General features: G+C 38.2%; 18 protein-coding genes and 2 pseudogenes. 6 read left to right on the top strand and 14 right to left on the bottom strand.

What is annotated here, in order from left to right; all coding sequences use genetic code 11:
• Positions 1–129: 129 nt before the first annotated feature.
• The 6 genes and pseudogenes from CU635_RS18765 to CU635_RS18740 all read right to left on the bottom strand — a co-directional run bounded on the left by CU635_RS18765 (position 130) and on the right by CU635_RS18740 (position 4856).
• On the bottom strand, positions 130–312 hold the full coding sequence (locus tag CU635_RS18765) for a hypothetical protein (RefSeq protein ID WP_101578905.1): 183 nt from the start codon (positions 310–312) through the stop codon (positions 130–132).
• A 561-nt stretch (positions 313–873) separates the two neighbouring features.
• Positions 874–1896, bottom strand: a pseudogene (locus CU635_RS18760) (serine hydrolase domain-containing protein).
• 62 nt (positions 1897–1958) lie between these two features.
• A complete protein-coding gene (locus tag CU635_RS18755; protein WP_101578904.1) occupies positions 1959–2783 on the bottom strand; it encodes a MerR family transcriptional regulator in 825 nt (274 codons plus the stop codon).
• Between the two features lie 223 nt (positions 2784–3006).
• Positions 3007–3858: an IS3 family transposase gene (locus tag CU635_RS18750; RefSeq protein ID WP_245917531.1), complete on the bottom strand. Its 852-nt coding sequence runs from the start codon at positions 3856–3858 to the stop codon at positions 3007–3009.
• Positions 3859–4031: 173 nt separating this feature from the next.
• On the bottom strand, positions 4032–4175 hold the full coding sequence (locus CU635_RS23950; protein WP_245917529.1) for a hypothetical protein: 144 nt from the start codon (positions 4173–4175) through the stop codon (positions 4032–4034).
• Positions 4176–4313: 138 nt separating this feature from the next.
• Complete coding sequence (locus CU635_RS18740; protein ID WP_101578902.1) at positions 4314–4856, bottom strand: recombinase family protein; 543 nt, start codon at positions 4854–4856, stop codon at positions 4314–4316.
• 178 nt (positions 4857–5034) lie between these two features.
• Here CU635_RS18740 and CU635_RS18735 point away from each other — a divergent pair, with 178 nt between their 5' ends.
• Both CU635_RS18735 and CU635_RS18730 read left to right on the top strand, forming a co-directional pair.
• Positions 5035–6498 (top strand): SulP family inorganic anion transporter, encoded by a 1464-nt coding sequence (locus tag CU635_RS18735; RefSeq protein WP_101578901.1) that lies wholly within the window; start codon positions 5035–5037, stop codon positions 6496–6498.
• Between the two features lie 21 nt (positions 6499–6519).
• The gene (locus CU635_RS18730; RefSeq protein ID WP_101578900.1) at positions 6520–6939 is read left to right on the top strand and encodes a universal stress protein; all 420 of its coding nucleotides are present in this window, start codon (positions 6520–6522) and stop codon (positions 6937–6939) included.
• Positions 6940–7509: 570 nt separating this feature from the next.
• Here the strand turns inward: CU635_RS18730 and CU635_RS18725 are convergent.
• From CU635_RS18725 to CU635_RS18710, 4 genes are all read right to left on the bottom strand, one after another.
• Entirely contained in the window at positions 7510–8490 is a 981-nt protein-coding gene (locus CU635_RS18725; RefSeq protein WP_101578899.1) for an aldo/keto reductase, read from the bottom strand.
• Positions 8491–8594: 104 nt separating this feature from the next.
• Positions 8595–8873 carry an HPr family phosphocarrier protein gene (locus CU635_RS18720; RefSeq protein WP_101578898.1) on the bottom strand — a complete coding sequence of 93 codons (279 nt, stop codon included), beginning with the start codon at positions 8871–8873 and terminating at the stop codon, positions 8595–8597.
• 79 nt (positions 8874–8952) lie between these two features.
• Entirely contained in the window at positions 8953–9699 is a 747-nt protein-coding gene (locus CU635_RS18715) for an SDR family oxidoreductase (protein WP_101578897.1), read from the bottom strand.
• 51 nt (positions 9700–9750) lie between these two features.
• Positions 9751–10083, bottom strand: coding sequence for a carboxymuconolactone decarboxylase family protein (locus tag CU635_RS18710; protein WP_101578896.1), 333 nt, complete (start codon positions 10081–10083; stop codon positions 9751–9753).
• Between the two features lie 193 nt (positions 10084–10276).
• On the opposite strand from CU635_RS18710, the gene CU635_RS18705 reads away from it, so the two are divergent.
• Positions 10277–10822, top strand: coding sequence for a TetR/AcrR family transcriptional regulator (locus tag CU635_RS18705; RefSeq protein ID WP_101578895.1), 546 nt, complete (start codon positions 10277–10279; stop codon positions 10820–10822).
• Between the two features lie 1238 nt (positions 10823–12060).
• Positions 12061–12747 carry a glycosyltransferase family 2 protein gene (locus tag CU635_RS18700; RefSeq protein WP_101578894.1) on the top strand — a complete coding sequence of 229 codons (687 nt, stop codon included), beginning with the start codon at positions 12061–12063 and terminating at the stop codon, positions 12745–12747.
• A gap of 117 nt (positions 12748–12864) precedes the next feature.
• On the opposite strand, the gene CU635_RS18695 is transcribed toward CU635_RS18700, so the two are convergent.
• Genes CU635_RS18695 through CU635_RS24435 form a run of 3 tightly spaced genes read right to left on the bottom strand, consistent with a single transcriptional unit; the run spans position 12865 to position 14373 of the window.
• Positions 12865–14040, bottom strand: coding sequence for a glycosyltransferase family 4 protein (locus CU635_RS18695; RefSeq protein ID WP_101578893.1), 1176 nt, complete (start codon positions 14038–14040; stop codon positions 12865–12867).
• Positions 14037–14195: a glycosyltransferase family 4 protein gene (locus CU635_RS23125; RefSeq protein WP_142382825.1), complete on the bottom strand. Its 159-nt coding sequence runs from the start codon at positions 14193–14195 to the stop codon at positions 14037–14039. The genes CU635_RS18695 and CU635_RS23125 overlap by 4 nt, the downstream gene beginning before the upstream one ends.
• 25 nt (positions 14196–14220) lie before the next feature.
• Entirely contained in the window at positions 14221–14373 is a 153-nt protein-coding gene (locus tag CU635_RS24435) for a glycosyltransferase (protein ID WP_425427550.1), read from the bottom strand.
• 863 nt (positions 14374–15236) lie between these two features.
• On the opposite strand from CU635_RS24435, the gene CU635_RS18680 reads away from it, so the two are divergent.
• On the top strand, positions 15237–15788 hold the full coding sequence (locus CU635_RS18680) for a hypothetical protein (protein WP_101578890.1): 552 nt from the start codon (positions 15237–15239) through the stop codon (positions 15786–15788).
• Positions 15789–16005: 217 nt separating this feature from the next.
• Here CU635_RS18680 and CU635_RS18675 read toward each other — a convergent pair whose 3' ends face one another.
• On the bottom strand, positions 16006–16365 hold the full coding sequence (locus CU635_RS18675; RefSeq protein WP_101578889.1) for a YybH family protein: 360 nt from the start codon (positions 16363–16365) through the stop codon (positions 16006–16008).
• A gap of 320 nt (positions 16366–16685) precedes the next feature.
• Between CU635_RS18675 and CU635_RS18670 the strand changes: the two are divergent.
• Positions 16686–19899, top strand: a pseudogene (locus CU635_RS18670) (DEAD/DEAH box helicase).
• Positions 19900–19909 lie beyond the last annotated feature (10 nt).

Here is a 19909-nt window from a genome sequence, read left to right as displayed (position 1 = left end):
TCCTGCGAATAAGCGAGTATTCGGGAGAAAATCGGATTAAACTGAGGGAGTTCAATAAGAAAAGCTGCCTGGAGATGACAGCTGGATCTTCAACTCAAGCAACCCGTTAACGAAACAAGAAAATAAGTGTTATTCACAAGAAACAGACCAATTGAATGCTAAAAAACCTTGCTCGATTTTTGGTGTCTTATTGTTATCAATACAAGCATTTTTGGCGTATTCAAGCGATTTATAGTTTAAAATAATAGCTACTACAAGAAACGATAAAATGGTAAAGAACGCTACAAAAAATCTTTTTCTCTTTATCCTCATTTCAAAAACCCTCCATTTATACCTACTTTCCTTCTTCAACAATGATCGACTTGGTCTATAATAAAGGTTTAAGTTTATATAAAGTATCATCTAAAGCCAAACTTCTTCTCTTAGACCGCACAGTATATCAAAAAACATGAACTTTTTTTTGATAAGATAAATAATACCTTACATTCATTTAGTCACGACTGAGTTGTCTTGAAAAGTTCACCATCGTGAAAGGTTAGTTCACGACTAAGTTGTTAAAAGGAATTATTTGAAAATTTGTTTATTGGTGTTCTAAGTATTTTTAGTTCATGACTAAGTTGTCCGAAGACATGTGTTGTGGACTTAAAATAAAGTTTGATAAATTATAAAAGTTCGATAATTTATAAAAAAATTTGGTAAGAATGACCTCTTGAGATATTATGTCTTCAAGAGGTCATTTTTTTATTTTTCAGATATTTTAGGAGGTGAATCACTTTGACAAAGCGTAGTAGCACTAGCTCTGTTGATACGAATCTTAAGGATGGTAGAGGTATGGGAATCGGTTTGAATTCGCCAGACTTGGTGGTAATAAGTTTAGTCTATTATAGCCGGGATAATACGTTCCTTAATCAGTTTCCACCTATCACGAGGATTCATGATGAATTCTGATGCAATTGCTACGACTAGGTCTTTTTCTGGAATGCAACAAATGACATTACCGCCATCGCCTAGTGCTAAGTATGCAAAAACTCCGTCCTCTTCACGCAACCACCATAGATAACCGTATTTATTGGGGTTCATCGCTGTTGATTCGTCAATCCATGTCTTGGAAATAATCTGATTATTGTCCCAAATACCACGGTTCAGATATAGATAACCAAAACGTGCCATATCACGGGGAATTAGCGTAAGTCCCCATCCTCCTGTGGAGTTACTGTTTGGGTCTTTAACCCATCCTTTAACATTTTTTCTGAATAAATCCTCAAACCCAAATGATTTCATTTCATAATCCGGGATTTCTTTCATGCCGATGGGTTTAAATAAGCGTTCGTTGGCAAACTCACGGGCACTTTTTCCTGTGCTGCGAGTGATGATGGTTTAAAGCAGGTGCGCCCCTGCGGCGGAATACTTAAAAGCTCCAATACTTCCTTTTTGGCCAAGCATATCCAGAGTATACTTTACCCAGTCAGGTTGTATACACATCTTGTCCAGCGGTTCGTGCCAGTCCTCAAATGGATAGGGAACCGTCATAGTGAGAAGATGGCGTATGGTGATTTCTCGTTTCTGCCTATCAGCAGCATCGGGAACATATTCGGGGAAAAAATCCAGCACCTTCTGGTCTACATTTTTAATATATCTTGCATCTATGGCAATACCAATGAGGGCAGATATTATACTTTTCGTTACAGATGCCACATGGTGCGTATCATCCGGGCTATAACCATTATAATATCTTTCATAAGCAATATATCCATTTCTGACAACAACAATGCCGTTTATATTGCTGTACTCGGATTTTATCATAGGTTCAAGCTCTGACAGCTTTTCAGAGTCCATTCTCAAGGTTGCCCGGTCTACGGCTTGCCATTCTGTAGTTGGCCAGTAGTTTCTTTGCATTACAGATACCTCACTTTTTTGTTTTGTTTAGCGAGCGTTAAGGAAAATGTCAGGTCTTGCTACTATTTTTTCTCTACAGGAAAATACACCTCGGTAACAATATCCTCAGGAACGGTGGCTTGATTGGGGTCGGTTACATATACTTCATATGGTGATTTCACCAACTCATATCCTTCATTTTCTACCCATTCCCTCAGCTTGGCATATACCGATGTCAATTCTGAATATGAACCCTTTAAAACAGACTTCGCACAAAGGCCTCCAGGCAAATCTCTCGTTTCCTTTACAGTCTCCTCTATCGGGATGGCAAACTCTGTATCATTGCCGGCAGGATTGTATTCAGGGCTGTGATAAATAGTCATTGGCGTACCAAGCAAGGTGAGTTCTTCAGTAGCAATCTTTTCATATAGCCTGCTAAAATACTTTTCATATCCTGCAACATAGTCATCACTACTCATCATCTGACGCATATAAAGAATATTCATTGGCTGGGTTTCAACAAGTTGTACTTCTATATTGTCAAGGTATGACATAATTGGTATGCCCTTCTCCAAATTTAAAATATCATTACTCATTTGTTTTAGGCTATATTCAAAAGCATTTAGCTTTTCCTGTATTTCCCTTATCTTGCGATTAAGGGCAGAACAAAGCTTCTCTGATGATTGATCATCTTCCAATTCCAGAATCGCTTTGATTTCTTCCAGAGAAAAATGATAAGATTTCAAACGGTTGATAAAGAGCATCTTTTTTAGTTGCCTGATGGAATAATACCTATAACCGGTTTCAGGATTAATCTCATCAGGATTAATTAATCCAATTTCATCATAATATCGAAGCGTTTTTGTAGACACTCCGCATATCTTTGAGAATTCTCCAATCGATAGCAAGAGGTCACCTCCATTCTTCATAGTTTTATACGGACTAAATGCTTTAAATATCGACACTTTGTTCACTTCTAGTAAACACCTTACCCTAAGGGCAAAGTCAACTGCAAAATATTGATGCTTCTTTAGTTAGGCAATCAAGAAAGCAGGCTTGTGCCTGATTTTCAGTATGTATCCACCGCGCCCTTTAGTTGAACAAGAAAAAGCCGCCTAAAGTATAGCTGCTTTAATATTCAATCGGCGCGCGTTTCTTTAGTTTCTTTTGTTTACGTTTGTAATTGTAATGATAGAGATAATCTTCGATTGCTTGCCTTAGCTCTTCCTCTGAATTACACTGTTCCATATACAACTTCTCTGTTTTGAGGTGGGAGAAGAATGATTCTACGTAGGCATTGTCCAGGCAGTTTCCTTTGCGAGAGTGCCTGCCCTTGATGCCGTAAGCCTCTAATCGGTTGTTGTATAGCTTAGACGTATACTGGAAGTGGAAGCCCTGATCCGAATGGAGAACGGCTCCAGCTACGTCTTTTTTCTTTGTCCATTTGTCTACTTTTTTCAACACTAGCTCAAGGTCGTTTCTCCTAGATAGCTCCCATGCCACAATTTCATTATTAAAGAGGTCCTGGATGACTGATAAATAATAAAATACCTTGCCATCCGAAACATAGGTGATATCCGTTGCCAACTTCTGATTAGGCCCCGCAGCACTGAATTTCCTCTTAAGGCGATTTGGATAGCTTACGGAAGGAGTATGTCCATGGCGTTTCCTTTTCTTTCGGATTACTGACTGGATGTCCATTTCCTTCATAAATCGATAAACCTTTTTATGATTATTCAAAAAGTCACTTTCATTTAACTCATCCGTTATTCGTGGTCGCCCAAATTCGGGATGGAGGAAATGGATCCCCATGATGTGCTCCCGTATATCCTGTTCCTGCCTTGCTTTGTTTTCTCGTTTTGGTTTGGTTTTCCTCCATTTGTAATAGCTTTGACGTTTTATGTGAGCGATTTCCATTAGCCAGGTGACTGGGAAGTCACCCCTTAATTCCTCGATTAGCTCATATTTGAGCCATTGGGGGATGTCTTCTCCTCCTTTACCAGATTTGGATACTGCTTTTTTAAGTATTCGACCAGCGCTTTCAAATAATCTCTTTCCTCTTCCACTGATTTGAATTTAGTCCGTGGCCGGCCTTTAAGAGGATTGGACACCCCTTTTCGATCATCAAACGGCTCCCCATTTTTCCATTTTCTGACCTACACCTTGAGCTGGCTACAATTCCGGATTCCCCACTCATCCGCCAATACCTGATAACTCTTGGAACCATTCACGTATTTCATGCCGGCATTGAGTTTGAACTCATCTGCATAGCTGTTAAATGTCTGTCCTCTTTTCGCCATAGAAAAATCCCCTCCAAGTCACATTCTTTCCTCCATGGTACCATGAAGGTTTTTTTGAATGTCTACTTAAAGGGGATAATATCAAGTTTCTTATCATGATCGGTTTTTTTGTTTTTTTTAAAGAGAGCTTCCTTTTACCTAATTTTCCAAATATCGATATAAGGTAGATTTACTAATTCCCGTCTCTTCTTTTATTTGTGTCAGGCTATAGTTTTTACTTTGATACATTTCAATTGCGCGTTGTACATTTTTATCGGGTTTTCTCGGTCTACCTGCAATTACACCATTTTCTTTTGCTTCCGATAACCCTTTTTTTGTTTTTTCGCTTATCACATCACTTTGAAATTCAACAAGGTGTTTCACAATATCATTGAAAGCATATCCAGATTTGTTACTAGTATCAATACCTTCGGTAAGACAAAGAATATAGGCACCTTTGGAATCAATTTCTTCTAATAACTCAACTAGATGTCGCGTTGAATCAGCCAATGTAAAAAGTTTTGTTACAACTACTTTGTCATTATTCTTCAGATGACTAACTATATTTTTAAGTTGTGTACGTTGTTTTGGAGAGGAATGTTCCTCTGCAATGATTACTTCACAATTCATTTTTGTTAAGTTGCTTAATTGAATTTCACAGTTAAGGTCTTGCAGATTGGGTCTCATATAACCAATTAACATTATATATTCTCCTAACTGTTCGTGCTTTTCCTTATCATACCATAAAGATTAAATCTAAAAAAAGGACCAAAAAGGTTCATTTTTGGGATGGATAATGGTAAACTCATTTTATTGGCTATCGAACCCGACTTTTATGAGAGTTAAAAGTCAAAAGATAATAAACTGAGGTGTAAACATAATGGTAGAAAAGATAATGAAAGAATGGTTTTTCAATGTGAGGGCAGATGTCCTTGCTGGTATTGTAGTTGCATTAGCGTTAATTCCAGAGGCTATTGCCTTTTCCATTATAGCAGGTGTGGATCCTATGGTTGGATTATATGCTTCTTTTTGTATTGCAGTCATTATTTCAATTGTTGGTGGAAGGCCGGGAATGATTTCAGCTGCCACCGGTGCTATGGCATTACTAATGGTACCTTTGGTTAGGGAATATGGGCTGAATTATTTATTAGCAGCCACCATTTTGACGGGTGTAATCCAAGTGATTTTTGGTGTGTTTAAAGTAGCAAGGGTGATGAAATTTATCCCGCGTGCCGTGATGATCGGCTTTGTGAACGCCTTGGCAATATTGATTTTTATGGCTCAGGTTCCTCATTTTATTGGTATTTCTACTCTGACATATTTTTTTGTAGCTATAACATTAGTGATTGTCTATGTTTTGCCGAGGTTTATTAAGACAATACCAGCCCCGTTAATCGCTATTGTTGCATTAACTGCTGTGGCAATTTTTTCTAATGTTGAGTTGCGAACTGTTGGAGACTTGGGAGCAATCACACAATCTTTACCTTCATTTTTCATCCCAGATGTTCCATTTACTTTCGAAACATTACAAATTATTTTTCCTTATTCGTTAGCTTTAGCAATTGTCGGTTTGCTTGAGACCTTACTAACTGCATCCATTGTTGATGATATGACCGGAACAGAAAGTAACAAAAACAAAGAGTCAAGAGGACAGGGAATTGCGAATATCGTTACTGGTTTCTTTGGTGGTATGGCAGGTTGTGCGATGATTGGCCAGTCGGTGATTAATGTGAAATCGGGAGGACGAGGAAGGCTGTCCACTCTTGTTGCCGGTCTTTTTTTAATGTTTTTAATTATTGTTTTAGGTGATTTAGTTGTACAAATTCCGATGCCTGTACTTGTAGGAATTATGATTATGGTATCCATCGGTACCTTCGATTGGGCCTCATTTTCTTATTTAAGAAAAGCCCCTAAAAGTGATGCTGTAGTTATGCTCGCAACGGTGGCTATTGTAGTTGCCACTCACGATTTATCCAAAGGAGTTATCGCAGGTGTCATTTTAAGTGCTATATTCTTCGTAGCTAAGATTTCAACGACAAAGGCGACTAAAAGGCAGGGGAAAGAAAGTACTGTTTTTCATGTGGAAGGCCAGATATTCTTTGCGTCTGTTGAAGGGTTTTTAGAAGCATTTGATTTCTCTGTACAAAATGAAAATATCATCATTGATTTTTCTGATGCTCGTATTTGGGATGACTCAGCAGTGGGAGCAATAGATAAAATGGTGATTAAATATCGTGAGAATAAAAACGAGGTGACCATAAAAAATCTGGATTCAGCCAGCCAAAAACTTGTCGATAAGTTAGCCATATACAACGATTCAAATGCAAAGCTGTCCGGACATTAATTTTAAATAGGAGTGAGGAATATGTACAAAAAGATATTGTTAGCTGTGGATGGATCTGTGCATTCAATTAGAGCGACAAGAGAATCTGTGAAAATTGCTTCTTTATGTAACGAATGCTTTATTGAAGTGGTTTTCGTAGCGGACTTTTCGAAAACAAAGAGTGATATTCTGCATTCTCAGGGAAGAGAAGAACTTGATCTCTCAAGGCGAAAGAAGCTCTTACCTGTTGAAGAACAGCTTAAATCCAATTCATTGTCTTACCAAGTAAAGATATTGCACGGTGAACCGGGGCCAACAATTGTTGATTATGCAAACAAAGGAAAATGTGATTTGGTTGTGATAGGTAGCCGTGGTCTAAATTCATTACAAGAAATGGTATTGGGAAGTGTAAGTCATAAAGTAGTTAAAAGAGTAAATTGTCCAGTTCTTATCGTAAAGTAAAAGTTTAATTTATTTGAGTTCAGAACGGTTATATGATGATAATAGTATTTTAAGAAGTCTCCTGCTTTAATTGGCAGGAAACTTTTTCTTTATATTTAAAAAGATAAATTTCTATTATGTTCTATGGAATAAGACAATAAGAGGTGGATAATGGTAAACAATATATTTCAAAAAGTATCCTATTCTGTTATCAGCGCTTATTTCCATTTGGGGACCAAAATGTTGAGGAAGTTTTCAATGCAACTGGAGATTTATGCTAAAGTATAGTGCTATGAAAATGGTGAAGGATTTCACTTAAACTCAATCTGTTTCTACAAGCAGGGGGCAAGCAGTTTAGCTGACGGGGTCTAGCCCCACGGGCAGTTACGTTTTACCCCGGCTACCGTTATAATAAGACCATGTAAAAAATGGTCAACCAGAAATATCTGGTGACCTTATAATACGAACGGCCAGGTTTGTTCAAGTACCAATACTTCACAAAGTAATAGAAAAAGCCGATCTTCCTACTTGGAAAAATCGGCTTTTCTTCTGTTATAATTTTAAAACAATAAGCTGTCATCGCACCACAAATTACTTAAAACCGATTATTGGGTGAGGTACGTACGGCTCTTCCAGGAAAGCAATTTCTTCAGATGTTAACGTAATCGAAAGAGCAGCTGCCGCATCTTCAAGATGAGACAGTTTCGTAGCACCAATGATAGGAGAAGTAATAGGCTCTTTTTGCAGCACCCAGGCAAGTGCGATTTGAACGCGGGGCACGCCGCGTTTTTCTGCGATTGCCGCAACCCGCTCCACCACCAATCGATCGGTATCTGCAGTCGCATCATATTGGGATTTCGCAACTTCATCGGTTTCGGCACGATGCGTCGTTTCCTCCCAATCACGCGTCAGTCTTCCTTTTGCGAGCGGGCTATACGGAATTACACCGATTTTTTCTTCCTTACAAAGCGGCAGCATCTCCCTCTCCTCCTCACGGTATAAGAGGTTCAAATGATTCTGCATCGATACAAACCGGGTCCATCCATTTTTCTCAGCTACATGTAATGCCTTCAGAAACTGCCATGCGTACATGGCAGAAGCGCCAATATACCTCGCTTTCCCCGCCTTCACAACATCATGTAATGCTTCCATCGTTTCTTCGATCGGTGTACTATAATCCCAGCGGTGGATTTGGTATAGATCCACATAATCTGTTCCCAGTCTCCTAAGGCTGTTATCTATTTCACTCATTATTGCCTTTCGGGAAAGCCCGGCACCATTTGGGCCTTCATGCATGGGGAAATAAACCTTCGTCGCGATGACAATTTCATTGCGATTTGCATAATCCTTTAGAGCCCGTCCTACAATTTCCTCGCTTGTTCCGTCAGAATACACATTCGCCGTATCAAAAAAATTGATACCTAATTCAAGGGCTTTTTTAATAATAGGACGACTGCGCTCCTCATCAAGTACCCATGGATGAACCCACCGCTCTGCTACACCAAAGCTCATACAGCCAAGACAAAGCCGGGATACGTCCAAGCCAGTATTGCCAAGTTTCATATATTCCATTTGATTGGTCCTCACTTTTCAATAGAGTAATATATTTAGCCATTGTGTATATTTATATGTCTGTATTTTTATATTATGTAGCAAAAAAGGGAGGGATTCCTCCCTCATTCCTTAATTAGTTTCATTTTACTCAAATGATCTTCTACCGATTGTAAAGCCTGATTCTCGTCAATTCCTTCAGCCCTTATATTAAATTCGGCGCCAGGTCTAATTTCTAATGACATAACATCCATTATGGACTTGGGTGAGTTTTTTAGGTCAACAGATTTCCCCTGATATTCAAGAACTATCTTAGATGTAAACATACAAGCAACACTTACTAACAGGGTTGCTGGACGAGCAAATCCGGTAGTCGTAATGATTTCAAACTGTTTTTCAATCACTCTTCTTCTACTCCTATAGTTCTTCCATTGAAAAATAAATAATTAAATGGGTGCAAACTAATTACAATAAGCGCAAAGTTTACCACGCTTGGCGCGTAGGACGAATAATCATCTCATTAATTGCTACATCAGCAGGTTGTTCAATTGCAAATGCGATTGAACGAGCAATACTCGCAGAATCGATCGCACCTTCATAAATTTCTTCAATTCCAGGTTTTAGATCTAAATCTGTAATTGTTTCGGTTAACTCAGTACTAACTGCTCCTGGTGATATGATTGTGGTACGAATATTGCTGCCAGCCGCTGCCTCTTCTTGACGCAGACCTTCAGTAATCGCACGTACAGCAAATTTTGTAGCACTATAAACCGAACTACCTATTCCGACGGCGTGTCCTGCTACGGAGGAAATATTAATAATATGACCTGATTTATGTTCTCTCATGGATGGAAGGACAGCTGCAATACCATATAGTACGCCTTTAATATTAACATCAATCATAGTATTCCATTCTTCTACTTTTTTCTTATAAAGGAATGATTGTGGCATTACTCCGGCATTATTGATTAATACATCGATTTTTCCAAACTCTTTAAGAGCATACTCAGCTAGGTCTTCCATTTGTTCATGCGAAATCACATTTGTTACTTTATAGATAGCTTTTCCACCATTTTTCTCGATCTCTTCTTGTAGCTCTTTTAAACGATCTTCACGACGAGCTGCCAGTACTAATTTAGCTCCTCTAGAAGCTAATTCTCTTGCTGCAGCTTCTCCAATACCGCTGGAAGCACCTGTGATCAAAACAACTTTATCTTGAATATTAGACATATATATTCCTCCATTTATGAATACTATTTCAATTATTAAACAGTGAATCTTCTACTCTTCATTTTTAAATAATTCTTTGGCCACCATTATGGCTGACATCGCCTTCGGCCAGCCAGCATAAAAAGCAAGATGGGTGATTACTTCAATCAGTTCTTCTTCTGAAAGACCGTTTTCTTTTGCTTTATTTAAGTGAAATCCCAGTTGTTCTGTATTTCCACTCGTTATCAAGTTAGAAATGGTAATTAAACTGCGGTCGCGTGGAGAAAGCTCCTTACGCTCCCATACATCTCCAAATAAAATATCATCAGTTAATTCTACAATTTTGGGTGCAAAGTCTCCGATCGTTTTCTGTGCGGCAGTAAGTTCTTTTGAATTTGACGACATTTTATATTCCTCCTTTTTTGTTTTAGCTAAACAGAATCCATAAATAATAAACATTGATATATTAATGAACATCTGTTTATAATTATAAACAGAAACAGGATGCTTACAATTGTTAAATGAACACAATTTGTTCATTAATAAACAAATCATTCAAAATTGTTAATTATTTCAGAAAGCTTGGTGAGCCCTTACAATGTCTAAAGTGGATAGAAGAATACTCAAATCTCAAGAAGCGATAAAAAACGCTTTTATACAACTGATGACTCAAAAAAGTCTTGATGACATTACGATACAGGATATTTCCGATACGGCAAATGTCAGCCGAGGAACCATCTATCTGCATTATTTGGATAAATTTGATCTACTGGATAAACTCATTGAAGAACATATTTACGAACTGCGGGAAATCTGCGAATCGGCATCTGATGAGGATTTTAGAAGTGCGAATGTGCCTTGGTTCGAATACCTTGAAAATAATTATTTATTCTTTTCGACGATACTAGCGAGTAAAGGAGCCCCTTCTTTTCGCAACCAGTTTGTTGAATTTCTCATCGAAGAATTCAAGGATGAAGTAGACGTAACAGAAGGAAAGAATCACGGATTAAATGAAGATGTTATTCTTCAATTTATTGTGACGTCTTACGTAGGGATAGTAGAATGGTGGATCACGAATGGAATGCCTTATCCGCCTCATGTGATGGCAGAACAAGTGGGGATTTTGTTAGAGAGGAATCTATAGTCATCACCTATGAAAAACCTCCTTCAATTTAGTGAGCAAGAAGGAGGATAACTCTTTCGGAAGATACTTTAACTAGGAATATTTGTTTTTTAAGAATTAAAATGCAGATTGTGAAGGATTGTACTTAAACGGGTGCGTTAGTTTAAGACATAATACCTCTCATAAATGATGAGAAAAGGGGATATCTAATGTTAATCCCATATTCTCTTTTTCCGATAAATTAAAAGAATAAAAACGATTTTATTTAAATGTAAGAATTATCGGAAAGAAGACCATGTTTCTGATTTTGTCGTATCCGATTTTCAGTTAGACAAAAAGAAACACGAAGAAAGTTAAGGTTGAATGTCCTTTCTGTGGAGGCACCATGCTTAAGACGAAAAATAATCCCAAGTGAATGATCTGCAGTTGAGACGTCGTTGAAGTCGCGTTGTTTTGCTGGAAGGCGGGGCAGAAAAGGAAAAAAGATTGCTGAAGAACGGATAAACGAAATTGAAAATAAATAAACTGTGTATATGGATAAACGCCAAGCTGGTTTGTATTTTTGATTTACTAAATATGGATTTGAAATCATGAAGCCTTTAATTATCCGGAGGCAGGAAAAAGTCTGGCCTTTATCAAATCACTGAGATCAAAGCAATTTCTGAAAATTTTCAAAACGGTCGATGGAAAGTATGATCCATGATAAAGAGAGTTGCAGACAATTAGATTGTATAGGTCTTCTTCCATCTACTCATATCATTGTCTTTCAAGGTCAGACGGACATAATCAGAAATGGTTATGATCGCAGCGGGACGGATGGAATTCTTGTCGCAGATAAAAAAATGCGCAAAAAATCAAGCAGATGATAACAAAAGATCAACCGATGTGCGAAGAAAAGTGATGGGGAAGCCTATAGAGTTTTAGATCGTTCCATGACGGATGAAGGTATAGAAACTGGAACAAAAATGATTAACATGTTACAGGTAAAAATATAAGTTACCATCAGCATTATTGCAGACAAGAGATCTGGATCGTGATTTTAGATAGGGAGAGTTTATTTTAAACGATCAGCTTTTTTCGATCAAAGCTGGGTGATATCCTTCAAATTCCTCTTGGCGCCCAAACACGGAGTTAAAGTCCTTACTGCTCTCAGATAAATCAAGGTACAGCTGGGGGCCAGAATTGAAGAGAAGGATATCCTTTGACTGACCTTTTCATGGGAAAATGCGATTAGAGGGTGTAAATAAGGAGGAATTGCAATGGTCTCAATCATTTGTTGTACGATAAGACAGCACTTTATGGAAAATGTGTTTCAAAACTACGAAAATCAAGTTTGGAAGGGAAAAGAGCTGATTATTATTCTAAACCGGGATGATATAGATATAGGTAAGTGGAAAATAAGAGCAAAGTTTTCACAAGACGTATCCGTTTATCAATTACAGGAAAAGTGGACTTTGGGTGAATGCCTGAATTTTGGCATCGAAAAAGCAAGGTATGATTTTATTTCAAAATTTGATGATGATGATTACTATGCACCCAATTATCTTGCCAAATCGATGGAAGCTATTAACAAAACGAATGCAGATCTAGTAGGCAAAAGAACAATCTACATGTACTTTGAAGCTGAGCAAATACTTGCGATTCACAAGCCAGGTAAAGAAAATAAATTCGTAAAACAAGGATTAAAGGGAGCTACACTGATATTTAAAAAAGAGATTAGTAAAAAAGTATTGTTTCCGAAATTAAATCTAGGTGAAGATACCTTTTTTATAAGAGAGTGTATTAAAAACAAATTTAAAGTTTATTCCACAGATAAAAATAATTATGTTTGCTTGAGAACATCGAAAGCGGGTCATCATACCTGGGACACTAATAATGGAATCCTTTTGAAAAAATCTTCTATCGTATGCAAGACGGACGACTATAAACCATTTGTCCAAGATTAGGAGTTTGCTTAACAATTATTGTAAACAGAAAGGAGAGCGTGGCAGAAAGGATATGCTTACACTTACATGGGATACAGCGGGAGTCTCATTGAAACAAACTGTAGATAAGGTAATTAGTTAAAAAGGTATAATTTCCTCTAATTCCTCCTGTATGCTTTTAGCTATATTACCCCATGAATAATTGTCATTAATGTATTTTTGTCCACTTGAAGAAATTTCTTGTAAATATTTTTTATCATGGCAAAACTGATTGATCTTCTCTGCGAAATCTTCTTTTTCAGCATGGATGTAGTGTTGTTCTTCGATAAGATTTAACCCTCTGGCACCACAGTGAGTAGAGAACAAAGGAATTCCGGCCGATAAAAATTCAAGAGTTTTCAGATTAACACCTGCTCCAGTAAACATGGGGTTGATCGCTATATCGACATCGGCGAAAAGTTTTAATTTTTGTTTATGATGAACTCGGCCAAATAAATGAACGTTCGATTTTTTTAGCTTTGAAAAAGGGTTACAGCATCCACCTGCAATCATAAATTCTATATCCGGACATTTATCAGCGAGATGGTGAATGATATAACCAACCGCTTCGATGTTGGGAGGATATTCCGCTCCAATGAAGAAAGCCTTTGGATTTATATTCGATTTCTTTTTATTTTGAAGCCATTCGTCTGGATGAATTCCATTTGGCGCTACCTTTACTTTTTTAGGATCCAAGTTATACATGGAAACAAAGTTATCTTTTTCTATTTCAGATGTCGCAAATACTAAATCAGCATCTTCCGTTAATTTCTTCTCCAATTCATAAATCGACGGAAGATATTTTCTTGCCTTTTGGTTTTCCCAAATTTGATGCGCCAATGCGTATTCGTGATTTTGACTGTTATAAATTCTGGGTTTATCATCCAAACCTAAATTCTGATCATACCCAAGCATATAAGGAGATTCATGAATAATAATATCGCTTGTTCTATATAAGTCATCAAAATATTTTTTGTATAAGGTGAGGTGATTTGAGAGTTCAACATTTATGATCAATGAAAATTCATAAGTGGCTTCGCCATTTTGCAGAACTTGCATAATCTGTTGGTGCCGGGGGTCTTTTTCTACTTTATATTCCCTGAATGTGGAAGAAAATTGAAAAAGCCCCCCTTTACGTCCGTGAGTTTGGGATAAGAGAGTAATGTCATAATACTGACTAAGTTCATTGTAAATATGGAAATATCTTAAGGTACCTCCGCTTGTTGGGGGATAAACGGTGGGAAAATGATTAAGGACAAGTATTTTTTTCATCATCTTACTCTCCTAAGGTCTATTCCGGCAAAAACGCTGCGAAAAACAATTAACGTTTCCTGGGCGCTCTTTTTCCAAGAGAATGCTTTTGCCCGTTCTTTGCCTTTTTCGATTAAATCTGTCCTTGTCTGTGGATTCAATAGCTGTAGCATTTTCAAGGCTATATCTTCAGGGTTATCGGGATCAAACTGCGGAGCAGCATCCGCCCCGACTCAGAATACTTCCCCTGTCGGAGCAAACAATTGGACTTTGTATTTTCATCGCTTCCACTAAGGGGATGCCGAAACCATCATAAAGGGAAGGGGAAACTAAAAGCTGGAATTTAAATAAAGATATGGCATTTCTTCTGCGGGATATATCCCAATATCCGCACTTGCTTTACTAACGAGTGATCTTTCAGGAGCTTTAAAACAGACTGATAAACCATATTCCCTTTATACGTATAAACCAGTAAGAACAAGACAAATCAAACTTTTTATATTTGTCCCGAAGAGAAACTCGCTTTGAGAAGATTGATATGTGAAGCACATCGTGGATCGTCACTATAGATGGAACCGGAATATTCGGAAGATGTGACCTATGCAAAGGGAAAACCATAGGTCTAATTGACAATCGTGTATCGTTTTATGAATTTTTGAGAGTTTTCCTAAATCCCTAAACATAACTCTCTTGAGTTTCGTAAGATGATCAGGAAAAATATCTCTGTTCGGCCGGGTGAGAAAGAGGAATAACTTCAATTCCTCCCCCATGTTCACTAAATGCCAAATTAAATTTTCCACGTACTGTTCGATTCCACCAAATCTGTCCTGTGAAAGATTCAGGAGATTTACTCCGATTCTCATCTGTTTCCTCCTTCATCCAATTTTCCTTGCCCGGTTCCCCAAAAGTATCAGACCAAATCCCTTCGAGCTATTCAGTGGATTTAAATCTTATTCAGGTTATTCATTCTATCAAAAGTGGGGAACGGCTCTTATCCGCTGAATTTTTACGGATGTCCATAAAACGAAAATGGTTCATTAAACTACTGTATTCGCCCGTTCATTTTGTGACTGATATGCATTTAATATAAGGAAAAGAAATATATGAAGAAGGGATTCGAATACTCAAGCGGTATCATAAGTTCTCCCTCCGAAACCGAATGGGGGTCAAAGAATAAATGTTTTTTAAAAAAAATTACTAAATGCAAAGGAGTCTACAAAATGGGAAAAAAAGAGATGTACAAGTGTTGTGAACATGACGATGATTTGGTAGCAATAACGACCGGTCCGTTTCATTTACCTTTAGAGGCTGATTCTGAAATACAAGTAGGTCGGGACAATGACAGAGTGATCATTACTCTTAAAAATCCCACTGATATGAAATTAAAAGCATGCGTTACACTTGGTGTATGTCTGCAGCCGGTGCTTGAAAAAAGCACGACAAATCAAACTCGTGTATTCGCAAACATCCCTGAAAAAGAAATTAATTTAGGCGCGCATGTTTTGAAACCTCATACTTGTACGAGAATTGAAAGGAATATTCCTGGTGCCATCGGAACTGGAAAAGACGAAACAAATGCCGTTTATCGTGTTACGGCTAAGGGAGATTTTATGGTTTGCCATAATAGTTGTCAACCGATATGCGGTCTTCTTGAAATTTCGGTCGTTGGCGGAAGCATTTTTAATCCTGAGGAACCTGGCCTTGAACAAGCAGATCCAGTCACGTTCTTCCGATATAAAGATTTCGTTTATTGCGCGACCATTAAGAAATAAAATTCTTGTACACTTGCAAAGAATCCAAGGGATCGAATACAAGATATATCCGATATTCGCTAAACAAAAAAGGACCGAGCGGTTTTTGCCCGGTTTTTCTTATTGTTCCACGAACGGGGCAGGTTAGTGATGGTATTATAATTCTATATAAAAGGTGGAAAATGAGATTTATGGGGACTGGGAATTGCACTTGAATAAAACGGAAGTAACGGTTTATTTATTTGGGTAAAGGGCTTAAATGCTCATGAATAAGTAACCATTTATCTGATTTTTTTACAAACACATTAGTAGCTCTTCCTCGGCCACTCGTATATTCACCATTGACATAACCTTCATAGAAATATGTATAAGTACAAGTTGCTGAGGTGTTTTCTTTAAAAAGCCATATAACATTATGAGCTTCATAATTTTCGTTTTTTACTAGTGACCAAGCGGTTTCAAAGTATGTTTGAATTTCTTCGTGAGTTATACAACTTTTATCGCTAAAGAAGAACATAGCATTAGGATGCAACAATTTTCTAACTTCGTCAAAGCTGTGTGTATTTGTTGCTTTAATATATTTTTCCAAAATTTCCATTTCGACTCTCCCTTAGTGTTTTTTATTAAATTCTAACACAGTTTTTTTGAAGGAATAGAGAATGATAAATGCTTAGTACGAATATGACCTGCAATATAAGATTAGCTTCTTCAACAATCAGGCGCAATAGTTGAAGATATAGCTGCCGAACCAGGCGGCTTTTTCTTATTGAACGGAGCAGGTTAGTTGAATGCGCGATTGGTTCGATTCACTATAGAATATATGATAAAATGGGGAAGAAAAACGAGTGAAGAGAAAATAGTGCAGACTTTGAATATATAGATACCCCTCGACAAATAGAAAGGAAGGAGCGGGCGTACATGGATATAAAAGTAAATCACAAGATGATAAAAGAAATGTGCGGTACCGTCTCCTTCAAAAGAGGAGACGCTTTTTATCGTGCGAATAAAGTAACATTTAGCCAGTATAGCCCTGATTTCTGTGAAGCCATCGTTAATGGAACTGAAGACTTTCAGGTCACAATTGAAAAAGATCCGACAGGGGACATTCAGACGAAATGTAGCTGTCCTACGCTAGCAAATTTTTCAAAAGTATTGCCAACACATTGCGGCCGTTTTATTAGCCATTTATGAACATCAACGACAAGGAACGTTTCCTATCAGTGTACAAGGCCAACAATCCAATTATGGAGAGCTGACAGAAGGCTTCATGACAATCTTCAATGACAGACCAACTCGAACAAGTGGACAGCAACTTCATTTTGAAAAAAGAGAAGTACTTGATGTCATGTTCACTTGTAAGCCGGTCTCGATAGGGAATGGTCAGTACTTGTTTGGAATGGAAGCTGAGGTCGGTCATACGAAGCTGCAAAATATTCGAGACTTTCTACAGGACGTAAAACAAGGGCAACACAGTGCATTATCCCCTAAATTTACGTATGACCCAAGCCTTCATTGCTTTTTAAACGAATCAGATGCGGTTATTCATCAGCTCATCTGGGTCGTCCAGGATGAAAAGGCATTTATAGAAGCTTTACCGAACCTTTCTGACTATACAGCTAGTAATCAAACATTACTTATTCCACCATCCTCTTGGGCGGGGCTCGTCCCTTTACTCACAAAGATCCCATTGGTTACGCTTGAGCATGATGGTCATTCTTTTGAGAGCTTACGAATTGTGGATGGACCACCTCCTATACAGTTTACATTTGATGAAGCAGAAGGCGATGATTACCGATTAGTGATCAAAGGCTTTGACCGAATGGTTGTTTTGAATTCCTATAGTTCTGTGTTATGTGACGGACAAGTCTTTTGTTTAGAAGAACAGGACTGTGAACGATTATCCGAACTAAAGCAAATGCTAGTATCTCCGGGTACGAATCACATTCCGATTCCACATGAACAAATCGATTTTTTTCTAAAAAAAATCGTTCCAGGTCTGAAAAAAATTGGCGATGTCCAACTGGCTAATGCGTTATCTCAGAAGATTATGAAAAAACCACTTGTTGCCAAGCTTTACTTGGATCGTCTGAAAAATCGACTGCTTGCAGGACTAGAGTTTCAATATGAAGATGTCGTTATCCAACCTTTGGAAAGCCGAGACATCCCAACAGGACCAATGATTATAAGGGATCTGGAAAAGGAAGAGGAAATCCTTCAGCTCATGGAGGAGAGCGGGTTTTCCAAAACAGATGGCGGTTACACTATGCAAAATGAAGCACTTGAATATGAATTTTTATATCATGTCGTTCCACAGCTTCAGCAACTCGTCCAAGTCTATGCGACAACTGCTGTTCGAAATCGCATCGTGAGAAAGAATGCTCATCCAAAAATTAGAGTGAAGGTCAAAAAAGAACGCACCAATTGGCTGGAATTCAAATTTGAGATGGATGGTATTGCTGACAAACAGATTCGGGAGATTTTAGCGGCACTAGAAGAAAAACGGAAATATTATCGCCTTCGAAATGGATCACTTCTATCTCTCGAGACGAAGGAAATGGAAGAAATCCGCCGTTTTCTGAAGGCAGTTCCGGTTCAGGATGAAGATTTTGAAGCTAGTCTAAATATGCCTATTATTCAAAGTCTTAAACACCTTGATTCTGTTGATGATAGCCAGGTCTTCATGGTGGAGGAATCATTCCGTCAGTTACTTGATAATATTCGTAACCCAGGTAACTTGGATTTCGAGATACCACAAAAATTAGATAACGTGTTAAGAGACTATCAAAAACGCGGATATAAATGGATGAAGACACTAGCCAGCTACGGATTTGGTGGCGTTCTAGCCGATGACATGGGACTTGGTAAAACGGTGCAAAGCATTGCGTTTATTGTTTCTGAGCTTTCAAGCATTCGAGATAGGAGGCTCCCGGTTCTCATTGTTTGCCCGTCATCCTTAACGTATAACTGGTTACATGAAATCATGAAATTTGCTCCTGATCTTCAAGCGATTATCATAGACGGGAATAAAGCGGATCGAGAAGAGCTACAAAAGCATATCAAAGATTTAGATGTCATTATTACGTCCTACCCGTTACTACGTCGTGATATCAAGTGGTATGAGAAACAAACGTTTCATACTGTTTTCTTTGATGAGGCACAAGCGTTTAAAAATCCAGTGACCCAAACGGCTCGAGCTGTTAAAAGGATACAGGCAGATAATCGTTTCGGCCTAACAGGAACGCCGGTGGAAAATTCACTTGAAGAGCTTTGGTCGATTTATCATGTTGTCTTCCCACAGCTATTCCAAGGATTAAGAGAATACAGCCATCTTCCAAGGAAAACAATTGCTCGAAGGGTTCGTCCCTTTTTGCTTCGCAGAATAAAAGAGGATGTGCTTGCCGAGTTACCTGAAAAAATTGAGTCGCTTGAATCAGCAGAGCTGCTGCCTGAACAAAAGAAGCTCTATGCAGCATATTTGGCGAAGCTGCGACATGATACTTTAAAAAACCTCGACAAGGATACCATTCGAAAAAATCGGATTAGAATTTTAGCGGGATTGACGCGATTGCGGCAAATTTGTTGTCACCCTGCCCTGTTTGTAGACGGCTATAAGGGGAGCTCGGCAAAATACGAGCAGCTGCTGCAAATAGTAGAGGAAGCAAGACTTTCAGGAAGAAGAGTGCTGATATTCTCCCAATTCACGAAAATGCTTGAGCTGATAGGCAGAGAGATAACCATGCGGGGTCAAACGTATTTCTACCTCGATGGACAAACTCCTTCAGAGGAACGAGTGGAAATCTGCAATCGGTTTAATGATGGTGAGCGGGATTTGTTTTTGATTTCCTTGAAAGCGGGAGGGATAGGACTGAACCTGACAGGTGCGGATACAGTCATCTTATATGATCTTTGGTGGAATCCTGCGGTTGAGCAGCAAGCGGCAGACCGCGCTCATCGATTTGGTCAGAAAAAAGTTGTACAGGTTATCAAGCTCGTTGCCCGGGGAACAATTGAAGAAAAGATCAATGAGCTCCAAGATAAAAAGAGAGATCTCATTGCAGACATTATCGATTCAGAAGAAAAAGCATCAGCAACTTTAACTGAAGAGGATATTCGTGAAATTTTGATGATATAAAAATATAGAT

It is taken from the genome of Bacillus canaveralius (genome assembly GCF_002860125.1).
Taxonomy (GTDB): Bacteria; Bacillota; Bacilli; order Bacillales; family Cytobacillaceae; genus Bacillus_BJ; species Bacillus_BJ canaveralius.
This window is presented reverse-complemented; position numbering and strand designations above follow the sequence as displayed.